The following is an 18320-nucleotide window of genomic DNA, read 5'->3' as shown; positions in this document are numbered from 1 at the left end:
TTCCCGGTTCGGTCTCCCGCGGGCGCCTATGGCGCAGATTTTGCAATTCCCGGTCCATATCAAAATACGGATGATTATGAACAGAGACAATACGGTGCGGGCGCTGGAAGACAGGGAACGGATATGGGACGTCGCGGTGATCGGCGGCGGAGCCACGGGACTCGGCGTGGCAGTGGATGCGGCCACGCGCGGTTACAGCGTCGTGCTTTTCGAACAGGAGGATTTCGCCAAAGGGACATCGAGCCGGAGTACCAAACTGGTGCACGGCGGGGTACGTTACCTGGCGCAGGGCGACGTGGGGCTGGTGTTCGAAGCCCTGCGCGAACGAGGCCTGTTGCGGCGGAACGCGCCGCATCTGGTCGAAAACGAAGATTTTATCATCCCGTGCTACCGCTGGTGGGAAAAGCCGTTTTATACGATCGGCCTGACCGTTTACGACCTGATGGCGGGACGGTTGGGGCTGGGCAAATCGCTGCCGAAAAAGAGATCGACCGTACTGAAACTGATTCCGACTCTGAAACCGGATGGGCTGCGGGGAGGGGTGTCGTACCACGACGGGCAGTTCGACGACGCACGGCTGGCGGTGAATCTGGCGCAGACCGCGACGGACGCGGGCGGCATGGTGATGAACTACGCCCGGGTTACCGGCTTGCTCAAAGGGGCAGACGGTACGGTGAACGGCGTGCGGGTCGAAGACCGGTTCACGGACAGGACTTATGATGTGCGGGCCGGGGCGGTCATCAACGCTACGGGCGTTTTCGTGGATTCGATCCTCGTGATGGACAATCCGGAAGACAAACCGATGGTCAGGCCGAGCCAGGGGATACACGTGGTGCTCGACCGCTCGTTCCTCGGCGGCACGAGCGCCGTCATGATTCCGAAAACGGACGACGGGCGGGTGCTGTTCGCCGTGCCGTGGCACGGCAAGGTGATCGTCGGAACGACCGACACGCTGCGCGAACATCCGGAACTGGAGCCCCGTCCGCTGGAAGAAGAGGTGAACTTCATCCTCGACACGGCCGGACGTTACCTGATTCGGAAACCGAAGCGGAGCGACGTGCTGTCGGTATTCGCCGGCCTCCGTCCGCTCGCGGCCCCGAAAGAGGAAGGCAAAAGCACGAAAGAGATCTCGCGGAGCCACAAAATCATCGTATCGCCGTCGAAACTCGTCACGATCACGGGCGGCAAATGGACGACTTACCGTAAAATGGCAGAGGATACCATAGACCGGGCGATCCGGCTGAATCTGCTGCCGGATCGCCGATGCGAAACGGCGCACTATCCGATTCACGGCTATCATGAGCCGACGGATTTCGGGTCTCCGCTCTATTTTTACGGGTCGGACGAGCAGAAAGTGCTGGCGATCAAAGCGGAACGTCCCGATCTGGGCGAAAGGCTGCATCCGGACTATCCGTACACGGGGGCCGAAGTAGTCTGGGCCGTACACGAAGAGATGGCCTACACGGTCGAAGACGTGCTGGCACGACGGCTGAGGATGTTGTTGTTGGATGCCCGGGCGGCGATCGCGATGGCTCCGGCGGCGGCCCGCCTCATGGCGCAGGAGCTGGGGCGCGACGAACGCTGGCAACAGGAGCAGGTACGGGAGTTCACCCGTCTGGCGGAGGGGTATCTGCTGAAATAACATACCGGGGAGCGGCCTGCGGCACAGGCCCGGCGCAGTCCGGGCTTCCGCGAAGACCGCTCCATATTTAAATCGCTTTGAATCATGACAACCGAAATCACCCGCAAATACGTTCTCGCCCTCGACCAGGGAACCACCTCGTCCCGGGCTATTATTCTGAACCACGACGGGACCGTGGTCGCATCGGCGCAGAAACCCTTCGAACAGCTATTCCCGCGCCCGGGCTGGGTCGAGCACGACCCGTCCGAAATCTGGTACACCCAGTCGTCGGTAGCTGCCGAAGCGGTGGCCAAAGCCGACCTGACGGGGCTGGACATCGCCTGCATCGGCATCACCAACCAACGCGAGACCACGATCGTCTGGGACCGCGAGACTTCGCTCCCCATCTACAACGCCATCGTCTGGCAGGACCACCGTACGGCGGCCTATTGCGAGCAGCTGAAACAGGCCGGAAAAACGGAAACGATCCGAAAAAAAACGGGACTGATTCCCGATGCCTATTTTTCGGCTACCAAAATCAAGTGGATTCTGGACAACGTGGAGGGAGCACGCGAACGGGCCGCGAAGGGAAAACTCTGTTTCGGAACGGTCGACAGCTGGCTGGTGTGGAAATTCACGCGCGGACGGGTACATGTCACGGACGCGAGCAACGCCTCGCGCACCATGTTGTTCAACATCCATACGCTGGAATGGGACAAAGAGCTGCTGGCTCTGTTCGACATTCCGGAGTCGATGCTGCCCGAGGTCCGCGACAGCAGCGAGATTTATTGCGATACGGCCACGACGCTCTTTTCGACCAAGATTCCGATCTCCGGCATCGCCGGCGACCAGCAGGCGGCTCTGTTCGGGCAGCTATGCACGGAACCGGGCATGGTCAAGACCACTTACGGTACGGGATGTTTCATGATGACCAATACGGGGGACAAACCGGTCGTCTCGAAAAACAACCTGCTGACGACCGTCGCCTGGCGAATCGCAGGACGGGCGACTTATGCGCTGGAGGGGAGCGTTTTCGTGGGCGGGGCGGTCGTCCAGTGGCTCAGGGATGCGCTGCATGTGGTAGGATCGTCAGCGGAAACGGAGAAGCTGGCCGTATCGGTGCCGGACAACGGAGGGGTATATTTCGTACCGGCCCTGACGGGGTTGGGAGCGCCGTACTGGGACCAATACGCGCGGGGTACGATCGTCGGCATCACACGGGGTACGACGGCTGCGCATCTGGCCCGGGCGGCGCTGGAAGGGGTCGCTTACGAGGTGTACGACATCATGGGAGCGATGGCCGGCGACGTGGGCGTTTTGTCGAAAGAGATGCGCGTGGACGGTGGGGCGGTAGCGAACGACTTTCTGATGCAGTTCCAGGCGGACATTTGCCGGGGCGAGGTGTTGCGCCCCGTGGTGCTGGAATCGACGGCGATGGGAGCGGCGTTCCTGGCCGGCCTGGCGGTGGGGTATTGGCGGAACATCGCGGATCTGCAAAAAATATGGAAACTGGACCGGGCATTCGGTCCGTCGATTCCGGAAGAGAAGGCCGAAAAACTGCTTCACGACTGGCACCGGGCCGTGAAACGCTCCGAAGGCTGGGTGGAAGAGTCGTAATGAATCCGGTACTCGCACCGGACTATCTCTGGCAGGCCCGCCAAAGAGACAGTGCGTTCGCCGGAAAAGCTGCGAAATGAGTCGATAAAAGGGACTATATACGACTTTACACAAACTTTCTGATAATTCCGTTTCGGCTCCGCGCCTTATGCCGTCCGGCGCGGCGCCGATCGCGGGGAAGCTCGCATCCTGGTAATTTATTATATTTGGTATATCAGTGTATGTAATCGGGTAGGGTAAAAGTCGTATATATTTATCTCCGATTGTATATTCCGATGTATCCGCAGCTTTTCGGTTCGTGCCGCCCTCTCCCGCCGGGCCGGCCGGAATTCTTCCGAGTATATCTTCGGGTACAAAAAAATCAGAATAAATTTCACTTGCCGGCATCCGAAACGACGGGCCGCTGCGTCTTACATGCAGAAAGACAAAATCCCAAAATGCAGAATACGATGAAAAAAACAATGCTTTGCACCCTGCTCGGCCTGGGGATGATATTCGGAAGCAGCTCCGCCCTGCTGGCAGAAAACCCCGCCGGAACGCTTCCCCTTCCTACGGCGGGCGACACGACGAGCCTGACGGTACCTGCCGATACGCTGGCCGCGCCCGCAGCCCTGCCGACACCCCCTGCCGCCCGGATCAAAACCGACAGCCTGCTGACCGCGCTCGGCGACCGCGTGGCCGATCTGGAGCAAACCGTACGGCAAATCCGCAACGCGGCCTACGACCGCGCCCGAACCGACCTGAACGGCGACCATGTGGCAGCCGTGCTGATCGTCGCACTGGTCATGGCCGCCCTCGTGATCGTCGTCTTCATCAGCCAGAAAGCCCGCTACCGCAGGCGGGAAAAAGAGTACGAACTCGAACGCCTGCGGATCGAACGCGGCGAACAACTCCCGGCCGACATCCGGACCGAACTGCCCGTAACGGTTTTCATCCGGCGGCTGCTGATCGTCGCGATTTGCGGTTTCGCCCTGCTTGCCTGGGTCGGCGTTGTCAATACCGGATATATACGGTTCTTTTCAGGTCTCCTGCTGTGGGCGCTGATCGCCGGAGTGGGTTACGCCGTGATCTATTTGTTCCGCCTGTACGTACAGCGTCGTGACGACAACCGATAAATACAATCCCGTCGGGGAACTGCTTCTTGTGCAGCGGGTCAGGCGGTCGGGCGACCGCGCCGCTTTCGGGAGGCTGGTCGAACGGTACCAGTCTCCCCTGAGACGTTACCTGACCCACCTGACTGCGGGCGACCGCTTCCGGGCCGATGATCTGGCACAGGAGACCTTCTTGAAAGCATTCACCTCCATCCGCCAGTTTTCCGGTCTGGGATCGTTCCGTGCGTGGCTGTTCCGCATCGCTTACCGCACTTTCCTCGACAACTGCCGGAGCCGGCGGCCGTCGCAGGAACTGGACCAGGTAACCGCCGGATGCGAAATGTCGGCCGAAAATACTATCTTGCAGAGTGCTTTGGCCTGTCTGGACGATACCGAACGGAACGTGATCCTGCTTTCGGCCGTCGAGCAGCTCTCGCACAGCCAGATCGCCCATGTGGCGGACATGCCGCTCGGCACGGTCAAAAGCGTCGTGGCACGGGCGAAATCGAAATTGAGGGAATACCTGAAAAACGAAGAACTATGAAACGAAACCGGATACAGAACGATCCGCTGGAAGGGCTGCTGGCCGCCGCCCGCCGGGAACGCGTACCGGACGACGGGTTTACGCAGCGAATCATGGGACATATCGAACCTGTCCCTCCGTCGCGCAATTCCTACCGGATTCCGACTTTCGCCACGGCTTTCGCCTCGGTCATGCTGATCGTATGGATGGCCCTGTCCGGCTTCGACCCGGCCGGCCTGACGGGACGGTTGGAACGGTACGGGCAGCGGGGAACGGAAATACGCCTGGCTCCGGTAAGCTGGCAGATTCCCCGTACGGAAAAAGCCGTCGGGAATCAAGCGGAAACCAATCTTTAGCTTATGCGAATCCATAAACTGGCGCCTGTCGTCTGCGCGTCCATGTTGCTGGCCGCGTGCGGCAACGAAAAGAATTCGGAAGGACAACGCACCGTTGTCGCCGGGGAGGTAATCAACCGTACGGAGGAAGATCCGAACGTCGTTATCTGGAATCTCTGCGACCCGATCGTGAACGAACGGATGGGGCAGCGGCTGGCCGACGACGGTTCGTTCCGGTTCGAGACGGACGGGATCACCTGCCTGCACAACGCCACGCTCGTTTGCGGCGATTTCATCAATTTGTTCGTCGCTCCGGGCGATTCGGTACACCTGACCATCGACGCCGCGAAAATGCGGACGGGCGAACCGGGAGCCGTCCGTTTCGGCGGGGCGCATGCGGAAGACAACGACCGGTTGTCTGCGATCATGGACTATGCGTACGACTGCCTGTACAATTGTCCTGAACCGTTGTCGCTGGATTTCAATGCCGCTCCCGAAGCGATGCTCGTCCGGATTCGGGAGCGGACAGGGCAAACGTCGGATTCGGTAGAGGCTTATGCCCGGCGCGCAGGCATCGTGTTGGACGACACGCTGCGGGATTTCGTCCGCCGGGACCTGATTTTCGCTCTGGCCAATCAATTGCTGGAGTACAAATACGACGACCCGCAGGAGCGGCTGGCCCTGTTCGGCGATCCGCTTTTCGGCATCCACGATACGGCGAATTTCCGTTCGATGATGTATCCTTATCATCTGCTGGCTTATATGCAGACGAAGATCGAGGCCGATACGGCGGTCGCCGCAGCCTGGGAGCGGCGCGAGCTGGCGCAAATGGTTCGGGGAGGGATTCGTATCCTGTCCGACGAGCCGGCCACGCGGAGCCGCGACGTGATGATGTGGCAATTCCTTACGGATCGGATCGACCAGAATCCGGAACTGTACGACTCGGTGCCGGAGCTGAAATCGGTCTTTACGGACCCGTCGCTGGGCGAACGGCTGGAAGCATGGGCAGGCCGGCTGAAAGCGGCCCCTGTGTTTCCGGACATGCCGGTGAAGGGGGTGGCTTACCTCGCGGCTGACAGTACGGTCGTCGAGGTGCCCGAAGGGGACATATTCGCTTACCTGACGGCGAAATATCCGGGGAAGGTGCTCTATATCGACGTGTATGCCACGTGGTGCGGCCCGTGCCGGGTCGAGATGAAAGAGGCTCCCGCACTGCACAAGCTGATGCAGGGCAAGGATGTTGTATTCGTGAACCTGTGTCTGGCCTCCGACCGCGAGACATGGCTCCGGTTCGTGGCGCAGCAGAGGCCGGAGGGGGAAAATTACTGGTTCGACGAGGATGCGACGAACCTGTTCACGGGAACGTATAGTTTATCGGGTTATCCGACGTACATCCTGGTGGGACGCGACGGAAAGATCGCCACGATGAAAGCGGAACGGCCGTCGGCGTTGGCGCAGGCGTCCGAACATATCGACGATCTGCTGGCCCGGTGATTCGTTGCCGTTTATCCCGACCCGATGATATATTTTGAGGTAAAGTATATACGACTTGACCTTATTTTATACGAGCGCTTTGATTTTCAGTATATTTCGGCCCGCGCCCACCCCCGAAGCGGCGTAGCCGCTTGGGCGCAGGGCCGGTTGGGGAGATCGTTGCCCGGTTTGGGGTCAAATACGCTTATCCACTCGATATACTACCCATAGTTCTCACCGGCGCTTTGCGACTCGCGTCGCCCCCCGACGGCTGAAAGTCATCCGGCGCTGAGCCGAAATGAGGTTATGGGGAAGCTGGTGTAAGGTTGTATATAGTCGCCCTAATGAATCCCAATTTGCAGGATTTCCCTCCTTTCGTCTCCGTGCCGTCCGGCACGGGGCGATGCAAGCCCGGCAAACGATCCGAAAAGGTCGGCGCGAGCTGGAGAATGACGGGTACTTTAAGGTATATAATCCGGGTCGGACATACAAATAAATAGAGTAAAGTCTATATACTTACCTCCAAATATACACCGCCTAAAGGGCAAGGGGCCTTGAGGAGTTTCCTCAAGGCCCCTTGCCCTTTAGGCGTGCCCCCGCTCTTAACGGTCGGAGCGGTTTGTGTGTCAAGACATGAAATAGTTCCGCATCCGTTCGAACAGATTACGCGTTTTGGCCGATGCGGCCGGTTTGAAATTGTCCGAAGCGCGGAGTTTTTCCAACGCCTCCTTTTCGGCCGGGGAGACATGCGCCGGGATGTGGATGTCCACGACGACCAGCAGGTCGCCCGTTCCGTAACCGTTCACGTCCGGAATCCCCTTGCCGCGCAGCCGCAGCACGCGACCCGCCACCGTGCCGGGTTCGATCTTGATACGCGCCTTGCCGTCCACCGTCGGAATCTCGACCGAAGCGCCGAGAATAGCGTCCGCCACATTGAGCGGCAGGTTGTATATCAGGTCGTTGCCCTCTCGTTTCAATTCCGGATGCGGCTCTTCCTCGATCACCACCAGCAGGTCGCCGTTGATGCCGCCGTGCCGGGCCGCATTGCCTTTGCCCGACACCGAAAGCTGCATGCCCTCGCCGACGCCGGCGGGAATATTGATCTCCACGACCTCTTCGCCCTTGACAGTCCCGTTCCCATGGCATTTCGGACACGGAGCGGTGATCGTCTTGCCGCTTCCTCCGCAGGTCGGACAGGTCGTCGTGGTCTGGGTACGTCCGAAAAACGTATTGACCACCTGCGTCACATGTCCCGAACCGCCGCAGGTAGAACAGGTCGCATACGAATTGCTGTCTTTCGCCCCCGTGCCGCCGCACTGGTCGCACGCGATGTCTTTCTTGATCTTGAGTTTTTTGGTCGTTCCTTTGACGATTTCGGCCAGCGTCAGCCTGACTTTTACGCGCAGGTCGCTGCCCCGGCTCACCGTCCCGCCGCCGTATCCGCCCGAAGTTCCTCCGCCGCCGAAGCCTCCGAAACGGCCTCCGCCGAAGATGTCGCCGAAGCGCGAGAAGATGTCCTCCATCGTGAATCCGCCGTATTCGCCTCCGAACCCGCCGAATCCGCCCGCACCGCCGGCTGCTCCGCCCATGCCGGCATGGCCGAACTGGTCGTAACGCGCCTTTTTGTCCGGATTGCTCAGCACGTCGTACGCTTCGGCGGCCTCCTTGAATTTCTCCTCGGCGTTCTTATCGCCCGGATTTTTGTCCGGGTGGAACTGGATCGCGGCTTTGCGGTACGCCTTCTTGATCTCTTCCGGCGACGCGTCGCGGCTCACGCCCAGCACTTCGTAATAGTCTCTTTTATCAGCCATTATCGTAATCTAATTCTTTTTATCGTTCGATTATTTTGCTGCCGGAGCCAGCGGGGGACGGCTTGCAGGCCTGCGCCGGGGATGGCTCCGGCCCGCGCGGCTCACTTCGTGCGCCGCAGGAAATCGGTAATCAGGAACAAATAATCGAACGGATGCAGTTATTCTCCCACCACCACCTTCGCAAATCGCAGCACCTTGTCTTTCAGCATGTAACCCGTCTGTACCACGTCGATGACCGTGCCTTTTTTCTCCGCGTCGTCCACGGGTACTTTGGCCACCGCATCGTGGAAATCGACATCCATCGGTTTGCCCAACGCGTCTATCGGCGTTACTCCTTTGGATTTGAGAATATCCAGGAATTTCTGGTAAATCAGGCGGACGCCTTCGCATTCGGCTGCGACATGCTCTTTGCCGTCCAGAGCGGCGATCGCCCGTTCGAAATCGTCCACCACCGGAATGATCGCTTTGATGACGTCTTCGCCGCCGCTGGCGATCAGGTCCATCTTCTCTTTCAGCGTCCGTTTGCGGAAATTGTCGAATTCCGCCGACAGGCGCATATATTTGTCCTGCCATGCTTTACATGCCTCTGCCATTTTGTCGGCTTCCTGCGCGGCATCCATGTCTGCGATATCCTGGTCGGCTGTCAGCGTGTCAGTGTCGATCGTAGGCTCTGGAACGGCATCGTCCAGCGTCTTGTTCTCAAACTCCTGATTTTCTGTATGATTCTCCTGATTTTCCATAACGGTTTCGTATTATCTGCTCACAGTTTGTCAAATAGCGTACCAATTCAATGCCTTCGGGTGCCGAATACCGTGCGCAATACTTGCATCTGCCGGTCCGGATTGAATTTTTCGTCGATGATCCGGCGGCAGGCCGCACGTACCTCTTCGCGGCTTTGCCGCCCGAGGCCGAGCCACGGCCGGATCGCTCCGGCCAGGGCCTCAGTATCGTTTTCCGCGAACAGCGAGCCGCTTATGCCGGGTTCGATCGCTTCGTATTCCGGTCCCTGTCTGTTGCCGTCGGAATGGGTGACCACCGGGGTGCCGAAAGTCAGCGAATGGATCGCGGTGAGGCCCACGTTGCCGGGGCTGACGCACGCCGCGCTGTGATACAGAAAAGTGCCGATGATGTGGTCGTCGTAAGTCTCGCCGTAGAACCATACGCGGTCGGCGAGTCCCAGGGTGTCGGCCTCTTTTTCGAGCCGCTCCCTCGCAGGCCCGTCGCCGACAAGCACCAGATTGCAGGCCGATCCTTCGCTTTCGAGCCGAACCATAGCTTCCAGCAAGAGGTTTAATTTCTTGGCGACGGTCAGCCGCCCGACGAAAACGAGCAGAGGCAGGTCGTTGCCGAAATAGTTGCGGATAAAACCCCGGTCGCCGATCCGTTCGCGAATCGCGGCCTGTTTGTCGTAGTCCAGCGAGTTGTAGATCACGGCCATCCGCCGGGCAGGATAGCCTCTTTCGAGCAGCAGCCGGTAGGGGCGTTCGCCGTATAGCAGCAGGTGTCCCGCCAACCGGAAGTACCACAGGTTTTTACGGAGTTTCATCCCGCGTTCGTCGCCGTGCAGCCCGTGCGTCCAGAGGTAAACGGGGCGCCCCGTCAGCCTGGCCAGCAGGGCAATGATCCAGTTGGAACGTATGCCGGGATTGCCGGTGAGTATATAGGCGTCGTATTTTTTCGAAAATGCTTTGCGGACGGCTTTTTTCTGCCAGACGAGTTTGCCGCCTTTGCGGTAAATGTTGTGCAGGTACCCGCGGAAACCTTTCAGGATGCCGAGGTCCATCAGGGCGATGCCGCCGGTGGACTCTTCGCCGGCCAGAAAGTCGAATTCCAGTTCGGGATCGTCGTCCATCTTCCGGTAGATGCCTTCCCGATACAACGGCGCTATGTTGAATATGCAGCAAATTTTCATTCCCGACCGCAAAGATAGGCTCTTTTTCCATGTATCGGAGCCGATCGTATTCAATTTGCAGACTGTGGTTCGGAGCCAGCGAAAACGGAGGAGTTTTCACCTTGATATATCCGGTATATCAGTGTATATAAAATGGGATTCGTAAACCTATACGACTTTATCCAGGATCTCCCCCGAATGGTTTTAGCACCAAGCAATGCAACCGCTCTGGGGTACAAGACGCAGACCAGAAATATCTGAAGTAAAACAGGATATTTACCGTTTATTTAACTGTACGGTTTATTGCCATGTTCTCCCTTAGTCAGGCCGGAGCCACCCCCGGCGAATCGACGCAGTAGCCGAGAGCCATCGGGCTCGCACGAATGGCCGAGGCGCAAGGAGGAACCGAGCTGCGTACCGAGACCTAAAGGCCGCTTGCGGGCTTTGGCGAGGCAGCGCGAGGAAGCCGCCAGGCAAAACGAGCGAAGCGAAGTTAACGCCTGCAACTGCGCGGTGCTTGTTGCGGCCCCGCCGGCTCCGGCCTTGAATCTACCAATTAAAAGTACAGTTATTCGAAACGATCCGGAAACGGGCCTCCGGAACCGTATCCGCAGGCCCGGACAATACAGGCTAATCGGCCCGTGGAGAGTAAAAAGCCAAGAAAACAGCGATTAGCGGCGCCACGGGATTCGTAGGCAGCCATTTACAAAAATTTCTCCCGGAATGGGGGCACGAAATCGTACCGATAGGCCGGGAACTTTTCGTCCCGGAGAAACGGGAGAGACTGTCGGAGGCACTGTCGTCATGCGATACGGTGATCAACCTGGCAGGCGCTCCGCTCAACAGGCGCTGGACGGCGGAATACCGCCGGGAAATTTATGACAGCCGTATCGGAACGACACGGGCCATCGTGGAAGCGATCCGCTCGCAGGAGGCGAAACCCGACCTGTTCATTTCCGCTTCGGCTGTCGGGTATTATCCGGCAAAGGGCTGTTACGGTGAATCGGATGCCCGGAAAGGAGAAGGATTCCTCGCCGATGTCTGCCGGAACCGGGAGGCGGAGGCGATCCGCGTTCCGCCGCAGGTACGATGCGTGATCGCCCGCTTCGCCTTGGTCCTCGCTCCGGACGGCTGCGTATTTCACCGAATGGCGTTTCCCGCACGGCATCGCATAACGGTCCGCCTCGGCTCCGGACAGCAGCATTTCGCCTGGATCGACCTGCGAGACCTGATGCGGGCCGTGGAATTCGTCATCCAGCGTCCGGACATCAGCGGGCCGGTCAATATGGCGGCTCCCCGGCGGATCAATAACGGACCATTCACCCGGGCGCTGGCCGAGCGATACCGTTCATGGCTCGTACTGCCGGTTCCCGACCTGTTGCTTCACCTGTTTATGGGAGAGGCTGCGCAGTTGGTACTTTCGGGACAATGCGTCTATCCGGAAAGGTAAGTATATACGACTTTACCCAAAATCGGGTAACGATCTCCCTAAACGGCCCTGCGCCCAAGCGGCTACGCCGCTTCGGGGGGTGGGCGCGGGCCGAAATATACTGAGGATTAAGCGGGCATATAATATAGGGTAAAGTCGTATATACTTACCTCCGGAAAAATTGCTCGCATACGGTTTTACCTTTCTTTCCGACAAAATCGGGGATTTTCTCGCGCAAGTCGAATAAACCGCCAAAGGCATTTCTACTGATACCACCTATGCCCGGCACCCGGTTATCCGGCAACGCCGGCAAATACGGTCGGGTCCGTACACGTTATCCGCTCCATCGCTTTTTACGTCGTTTCGCGCCGCAGGACCGGTATCGCCAGACTTTCGCCCCAATCATAACTCACCGGGTGGGAACCGCTCCCGAAGCCCGATCAACTCTGCCCCAATACCTGTTCTTTCCGCCGCAAAACAAAGTATCCCCGACCGCTTCCGGAAATCAACCGAAAAAAGCCCGGCCTTCCATCTCAGGATGGAAGGCCGGGCCTCAGATTTACGGTTTCCGACGAATACCGTTTATTCTTCGATAATCACGCGGAAGCCCACGTTGCGCACTTTCTGCCACGGCAGGAAGTGACGGCGTACCGACAGGCTGGCGTTCTTGGTACGGTCGATCCACGAACCGCCGCGAGCCACTTTATCGGCATTCGAAACATTCTCGACGTCCGCCTTAGCGCTGTACGGGTACGGGCGATAATCCGACCGGGTCCATTCGGCCACATTACCCTGCATATCGTACAGCCCCCATGCGTTCGGTTTGTACGAACCGCTCTTGCCGAGCAGCATATTGCCGTCGTCCACCGAAGCGTCCTTGGGCAGGAAGTCCCAATATTTGAAAATCCGGCTGTTCGGACTCATCGGCTGCGGATCGACGCCGCTCACGGCCATCTTCTGCAACTGAACGTCGGCCAGGTTTTCGTACGGCGAGAAGTCGGGATCGACACCCCACCAGTTATCGCCGTCGGAACCGGCACGCGCGGCCCATTCCCACTGCGCTTCGCTGGGCAGAGTAATCTTCAGGCCGGTCTTTTCGCTCAGCATGCGGCAGTATTCCATAGCCTGTTCCCAGCTGACGCGGATCGCCGGACGCCAGTCTTCATTGACCAGGTAGTTCGGACCCGTATGGTCTTTCCAGTGCTGGCCGATCAGACGGTTGTCGTGGTCCGGGAACAACGCGCGGAACTGTTCGTTGCTCACTTCGATCTCGCCCATCCAGAACGGCTTTTCGATCTTCACTTTGCTCTTCGGAGCGGAGATGCCTTTGTCGGCCCCCATGACGAACGTGCCGGCCGGGATCCGCACGAAGTTCATCGTGATACCCGGAGCGATCTCGATGCTCTTCTTGTTGTCCTCGCCGACCATGGCTTTCGCCTCTTCCACCGAGAACGGCCAGCCTTTCACCTTGATCTTCTTGACCTTCGGTTCCGGCTGCGGTTCCGGCATCACGGGTTCCGGTTTGGGCTGTTTTTCAAGATACGCCGCATAATCGCGGATCTCTTTCTGCCAGTCCACCATCATGCCGTTGGCGTATTTGTCCATCAGTTCCTTACGACGCTGTACCTGATTGTAGCCGTGCTGGCCGACTTTCAGTTCACGAACGTTGAAGAACCCGCTGTGATACGGAGCGTTGAAGTCGATCCAGTTGTAGAGGGTTTTCCATTCCTTGTCGGTCAGCTTCACGCCGTGGTGCCCGTTTTCGAGCATCTGGACCATTTCGCTGTTCGACGCGTTGAATTCGTACGGCACCAACACGTACATGTCGGCTTCCGGCCCCTGGCGGTAGAAATAGGGGTGGAAATCGAGGTAGCTGTCGCTGAACTTATAGAGGTTGTTGTAGCGCCCGCCGGTAAAGTTCTTGCCGCCGGCCGCGTTCTCGTTGTTGTGGCAGGCTACGCAGGCCCGGTCGAGGATCGGCTGGATCTCCAGCTCGAACGTGAACGGACGCACGCCGCCCTCCGGCACTTCGATCTTGGAGGGTTTCTTGGTCGATGCCATTGTGCGTTTCGGAATCGGCATCAGGTTCTGGTCTTCGTGGCAGCCCACGCAGGATACCGTTTCGCCCGGCATACCGACGAACCAGCTGCGCATCCACTGGATGGCGCGGCCCAGCGAGTCGAGCGGCTGGAGCGAGATCGGGGTATTGGCCGGGATGGTGAAGATGGCCGAGCCGTCGGCTTCCACCGGCACTTCGCCCAGCAGACGCTTGATGTCCCACCCGGACTGGATACCCTGTGCGGCATGGTTCGAGGGGGAGTCGCGGTAAGCGTACTCGTAGGCCAGGATACGGAGCTTCTTGACGGTGCCGCGCGGTACGCCCGGCAGACCTTCGCCTTCGTAAATATCCTGAATGAAGACGGTGGCCTCCTTGCTGTCTTCGTTGACCTTATCGGGGATCACCGGCGGAGTCACTTTCTTGACTACCGGAATCGCGTTGATGTAACCGTCCCCTTCGCCTTCCACCACGAGGGTCATGTTATCGTAGATGTCCACCAGATAGATGCCCCACAACGAGTTCGGGGTCAGCTTGGCGGTCACCAGGAAATACTTGTTGCTCAGCGGCTGCGGTTTGAGGAACTGCGGCCATACGCCGTTCACCATTTCGTCCTTGATGATCGGTTCGATCGGGCGGGTGCTGAACGGGATTTCCTGTACCATGCCTTTCTCTTCCTTACGCGACTTGGCCGGGTCGAAGATAATCAGGCGTCCGGACCGCGCGATGCCGTGGTGCCCGGAAATAATCCCGACGAACGCGCTCGACCCGTCGGGGAGCGGTTGCATGTCGAACGTCGAGTTCGGGAACCACGAACCGCTGCCGTAGAGGTTTTTGTTCTCGGTACCGTCCGGGTTCATGTGCATCACGAAGCGCGAGAAGTAGTGGATCAGGTCGGTGTACTCCCAGCGGGTGTACATCACGCGGCCGTTGTTCATCACGGTCGGGTTCCAGTTGTTGTCCTGGTCGAAGGTCAGACGGCGCAGGTAACCGGTCTTCGGGTCGTACAGCGCGAAGTTGCCCACCGCGTCGGCCCCGTCCACGCAAGGCACCCCGTGATACCCCAGCGTGGTATTGATGATCAGCCGTCCGTCGGGCAGATAAGCACCGTCGGCGAACTCCACATCCGGTTCCGGAATGGCTGCCGTAATGTTTTTCAGCCCCGTGCCGTCGGTCTTGATTTCGAACACGTGCCAGCGACGCGCCGAGTCCACGGAGGTGAACAGCATGCGGTCGGCATCCCAGTGCATGTGCACGTCGGTTACGGGTTCGTCGCCTTTCGGCTTGTAGATGACGCGTTCCTTGATCTTGTCGCCGCGCAGGTTGGACAGCTCGACGATCGAAGCGCGGAAACCGCCACGCGATGCCGAATACTGGTTCGACCAGTTGTTGGGCTGGGTACCCAGAGCCGGAGCCATCACGTAACGGGCGCTCTTGCCGATGTCGTACTTGGTCACAACGATTTTGTCGATGTCCAGCAGCGGATTGGCCATCAGGATTTCCCGCTTGAGGGCCAGTGCTTTGGCTGCGGCATCCATCGTAGCCTGGTCGCCTTTGTAGATGTTGTCGAACCCGTTCGCCGCCAGGGTCTTGAGTTCGGCGTAAGCGGCATCGTATTTCTGGCCGTCGAAGCCTTTCATGGTCTTCATGTCGGCCAGCGCCTTACCGATGGCCGGAATGTTGAGCCATTCGAGCTGGGCCTGGAGGTTCAACACCTTTTCGGCTTGTTCGGCGAGTTCCATATAGCCGAGGATGCGTTTCTCCATATCGGGATTCGCTTCCAGCTCCTTGATCTTGGCGTTGAAATATTCCGGTTTGCTCAACTGGCTGACGATTTTGGTCGCGGCGGCCTGTTCGAGCGAAGTTCCGGGTGAAGTCAGCCAGTCCGAGATCGGGGCGCCGATAAACGTGCCGAGTTTGGCCTGAACTTCCGGACATGCCTTGATCAGCTCTTCGGCCTCTTTGCGACCGTTGGTCACCATGACTTTGAAAATGGCGCTGCCGCCGCTCGACCCTTCGTCGATACCGATTTCGGAGTCGAAACGGGTGTATTCGCCGTTCAGTTCATACGTGAGCAGACTGTTGGCATGGGCGACCAGACCGTGGTCGTACTTGGTGTCCCGGATCTGCAACGTATTGCCGGCCAGGTTCTTGTCGGTACTGGTCCAGTTGCCTTCGATCCGTTTCACCTTGGGTTTCATATCTCCGATCCATACCACGGTACCGTCCTTTTTGGTAAACTTGGCGTCGGCCCATACGGCGTGGTCGTAATCCGTACCGTCGGGCGTGGCCCACGTTACCAACGAGATCTCCTTGAGGCCGGTCAGGTCGATGGAGACTTTGCCGGGAGCCGTCCCGCGCCGGTATTCGGTCGAAACGTACGGCAACCCGTTCGGCGAATCGGCCGCCAATTTCTCTTTGGCCGCCAAAGCCTGCTGGAGCCAGGTCTGCTGCGCCTTTTTCTTGGCGGGCGCAGCGGCGACCGGAACGGACAACGCGGCGGATGCCGTAACGGGCACCGCAGCGGCCATCACCAGAGCCAGGCTTGCTGTGAAAACTGTTCTCTTGATCATCTATTTGTTTGGTGTTAGTATGCTGTTATTCCGTAAAGGGATAAAAAGCCGAAACGAAGTCCACGCCTCCCCCTTTCACAGGGCGGCCGCCGCGTCCGTCGTAAGACCAGACTACGGCACCGGCCGGATCGATCTCGACCAGTTGGGCGGCGGTCTGCTGTTCCGCCGGCAGGTGTCCCTGCCAGTTGGAGATCAGCGTATTTCCGTTAGCCAAACGTTCCGAATAAGCGACAAAGTGCATCGGGACGCCGGGAATCGAATCGATCCGCTGCACAAGAGCGCCGCCGGCCCGTTCGATCTCGACGGCGCTGTGGCCGTCGCCCAACGCGACGAAAAGGTTGCCGCCGGGCAGTTCCTGAACCGAGAACGGGGTTCCGCCGACGCCGTATTCCGCGACAAGGGTCGAATCGTCCTTGATTTCAAGCACCTTGCCGGCCGAAATAATCGGAATCAGGTAGTTTCCGTTCGCAGCCTTCGCCACACGGCGGAACTGAGCATGCGCGGGCCGGATGCCCAGGTCGTAACGCACCTCTTTGCGCACCTGGGTTCCGGTGGAGTCCAGTTCGACGATGCGGGCCGGGGTACCGCAGATGGCCAGCAGGTAGCCCCCGTCGGGCAGCCGCGTCGCGGTCTGCAATTCGGCGGTATCGGCCACGTCGGTATAGTCCCACACGACGGTGCCCGCCGCGTCGCGCTTGATCACGCGCGCCCCTTTCTTGTAGGAGAGCAGCACGTCGCCGCCCGGCACGATCTCGACGCTGTTGCATTCCGATCCTGCGGGCAGGCCGTATTTCCACTCGATCACGTCTCCGGCCGAACGGTTCACCACGGCGATGGTGTCCCAGAACGAACCGGCGATGAGCATCTTCTCCTGCGGAGCAGCCGTTTTACCGCCGCACGAAACCATCGCGAACGCCGCGGTTCCCACCGCAGCGGCGGAAGCCAGTTTATGTATGAAGCGTTTCATGACTCGATGCGGAATTATTTCGACAGGTCTTTGTACATTTCGAAGCCCTGTTCGGGGGTCAGCCCTTCGTGTACCACAGCACTCACGGCCTGGATCATCGCGGCGGGATTTTCCGACTGGAACACGTTGCGGCCCATATCGACGCCCATGGCCCCGTCGTTAATGGCTTTGTAGCAGAGTTCGAGGGCCTCTTTCTCTTCGAGTTTCTTGCCGCCGGCGATCACGATGGGTACCGGGCAGGCGTTCACCACTTTGGCGAAGCCGTCGCAGTAGTAGGTCTTCACGATATTGGCCCCGTTTTCGGCGCACACGCGCGAAGCCAGGCCGAAGTATTTGGAGTCGCGGGCCATATCTTTGCCCACGGCGGTAACGCCCATCGTGGGAATGCCGTATTTGTATCCGGCGTCTGCGGTACGGACGAGGTTTTCAATGGTCTTGGCTTCGAATTTGTCGTTGCCCATGGCCACCATCACGGCCATCGCCGAAGCGTTCACGCGCACGGCGTCCACCGGATCGAGCACGCATTCGTTGTTCAGGTCGGTCAGGATCGACGACCCGGCCGAATAACGCAGGCAGATACCTTTGTTATAGGTCGGCGGCACCACCGAACGCAGCGAGCCGCGGGTGCACATCAGCGAGTCGGCGTACTGGATCAACGGCACGATGTTCAGGTCCAGGCGTTCCAGGCCGGAGGTCGGCCCCATGATATACCCGTGGTCGAAAGCGAGCATCACGGTACGGCCGGTGCCGGGCCGGAAGATCCGCGAGAGGCGGTCTTTCATCCCCCAGTCGAGGTTATCAGCCCCTTTTACGAAATAGTTCTGGTTGGCCACCGGAATCCCGATGCCGTAGTCTTTGTCCTTGTTTTCAAGGATCCCATCCATGTCTGCCATGTCTTCTTCTGTTCTTATTCTGATTGATTTCGATTATTTT

General features: G+C 59.0%; 13 protein-coding genes. 7 read left to right on the top strand and 6 right to left on the bottom strand.

Annotated features, from left to right (window positions below):
* The first annotated feature begins 76 nt into the window (after positions 1-76).
* From RIKMI_RS0108825 to RIKMI_RS0108795, 6 genes are all read left to right on the top strand, one after another.
* Complete coding sequence (locus tag RIKMI_RS0108825; RefSeq protein ID WP_027291317.1) at positions 77-1642, top strand: glycerol-3-phosphate dehydrogenase/oxidase; 1566 nt, start codon at positions 77-79, stop codon at positions 1640-1642.
* A gap of 84 nt (positions 1643-1726) precedes the next feature.
* Positions 1727-3238, top strand: a complete 1512-nt coding sequence (glpK, locus tag RIKMI_RS0108820) for a glycerol kinase GlpK (RefSeq protein WP_027291316.1) — start codon at positions 1727-1729, stop codon at positions 3236-3238.
* A 449-nt stretch (positions 3239-3687) separates the two neighbouring features.
* Positions 3688-4353 carry a hypothetical protein gene (locus RIKMI_RS0108810; RefSeq protein WP_147288488.1) on the top strand — a complete coding sequence of 222 codons (666 nt, stop codon included), beginning with the start codon at positions 3688-3690 and terminating at the stop codon, positions 4351-4353.
* Positions 4337-4873, top strand: coding sequence for an RNA polymerase sigma factor (locus tag RIKMI_RS0108805; RefSeq protein ID WP_027291314.1), 537 nt, complete (start codon positions 4337-4339; stop codon positions 4871-4873). The genes RIKMI_RS0108810 and RIKMI_RS0108805 overlap by 17 nt, the downstream gene beginning before the upstream one ends.
* A complete protein-coding gene (locus RIKMI_RS0108800; protein WP_027291313.1) occupies positions 4870-5208 on the top strand; it encodes a hypothetical protein in 339 nt (112 codons plus the stop codon). Before RIKMI_RS0108805 ends, RIKMI_RS0108800 begins: the two co-directional genes overlap by 4 nt.
* Before the next feature lie 3 nt (positions 5209-5211).
* Positions 5212-6681 (top strand): TlpA family protein disulfide reductase, encoded by a 1470-nt coding sequence (locus RIKMI_RS0108795; protein ID WP_037291762.1) that lies wholly within the window; start codon positions 5212-5214, stop codon positions 6679-6681.
* A 605-nt stretch (positions 6682-7286) separates the two neighbouring features.
* Here RIKMI_RS0108795 and dnaJ read toward each other — a convergent pair.
* The 3 genes from dnaJ to RIKMI_RS0108780 form a co-directional block, all read right to left on the bottom strand.
* Positions 7287-8471, bottom strand: a complete 1185-nt coding sequence (dnaJ, locus tag RIKMI_RS0108790) for a molecular chaperone DnaJ (RefSeq protein ID WP_027291311.1) — start codon at positions 8469-8471, stop codon at positions 7287-7289.
* Between the two features lie 158 nt (positions 8472-8629).
* A complete protein-coding gene (locus RIKMI_RS0108785; RefSeq protein WP_027291310.1) occupies positions 8630-9211 on the bottom strand; it encodes a nucleotide exchange factor GrpE in 582 nt (193 codons plus the stop codon).
* Between the two features lie 47 nt (positions 9212-9258).
* Positions 9259-10383, bottom strand: coding sequence for a glycosyltransferase family 4 protein (locus RIKMI_RS0108780; RefSeq protein WP_027291309.1), 1125 nt, complete (start codon positions 10381-10383; stop codon positions 9259-9261).
* A gap of 649 nt (positions 10384-11032) precedes the next feature.
* On the opposite strand from RIKMI_RS0108780, the gene RIKMI_RS13575 reads away from it, so the two are divergent.
* Positions 11033-11812 (top strand): TIGR01777 family oxidoreductase, encoded by a 780-nt coding sequence (locus tag RIKMI_RS13575; protein ID WP_037292420.1) that lies wholly within the window; start codon positions 11033-11035, stop codon positions 11810-11812.
* A 561-nt stretch (positions 11813-12373) separates the two neighbouring features.
* Here the strand turns inward: RIKMI_RS13575 and RIKMI_RS0108770 are convergent.
* From RIKMI_RS0108770 to lsrF, 3 genes are all read right to left on the bottom strand, one after another.
* Positions 12374-16378: an SUMF1/EgtB/PvdO family nonheme iron enzyme gene (locus tag RIKMI_RS0108770; RefSeq protein WP_027291308.1), complete on the bottom strand. Its 4005-nt coding sequence runs from the start codon at positions 16376-16378 to the stop codon at positions 12374-12376.
* Between the two features lie 67 nt (positions 16379-16445).
* A complete protein-coding gene (locus RIKMI_RS13570; protein WP_051214445.1) occupies positions 16446-17387 on the bottom strand; it encodes a beta-propeller domain-containing protein in 942 nt (313 codons plus the stop codon).
* 14 nt (positions 17388-17401) lie between these two features.
* Positions 17402-18280, bottom strand: coding sequence for a 3-hydroxy-5-phosphonooxypentane-2,4-dione thiolase (lsrF, locus tag RIKMI_RS0108760; protein WP_027291307.1), 879 nt, complete (start codon positions 18278-18280; stop codon positions 17402-17404).
* Positions 18281-18320 lie beyond the last annotated feature (40 nt).

Source organism: Rikenella microfusus DSM 15922, assembly GCF_000427365.1.
GTDB lineage: Bacteria > Bacteroidota > Bacteroidia > Bacteroidales > Rikenellaceae > Rikenella > Rikenella microfusus.
This window is presented reverse-complemented; position numbering and strand designations above follow the sequence as displayed.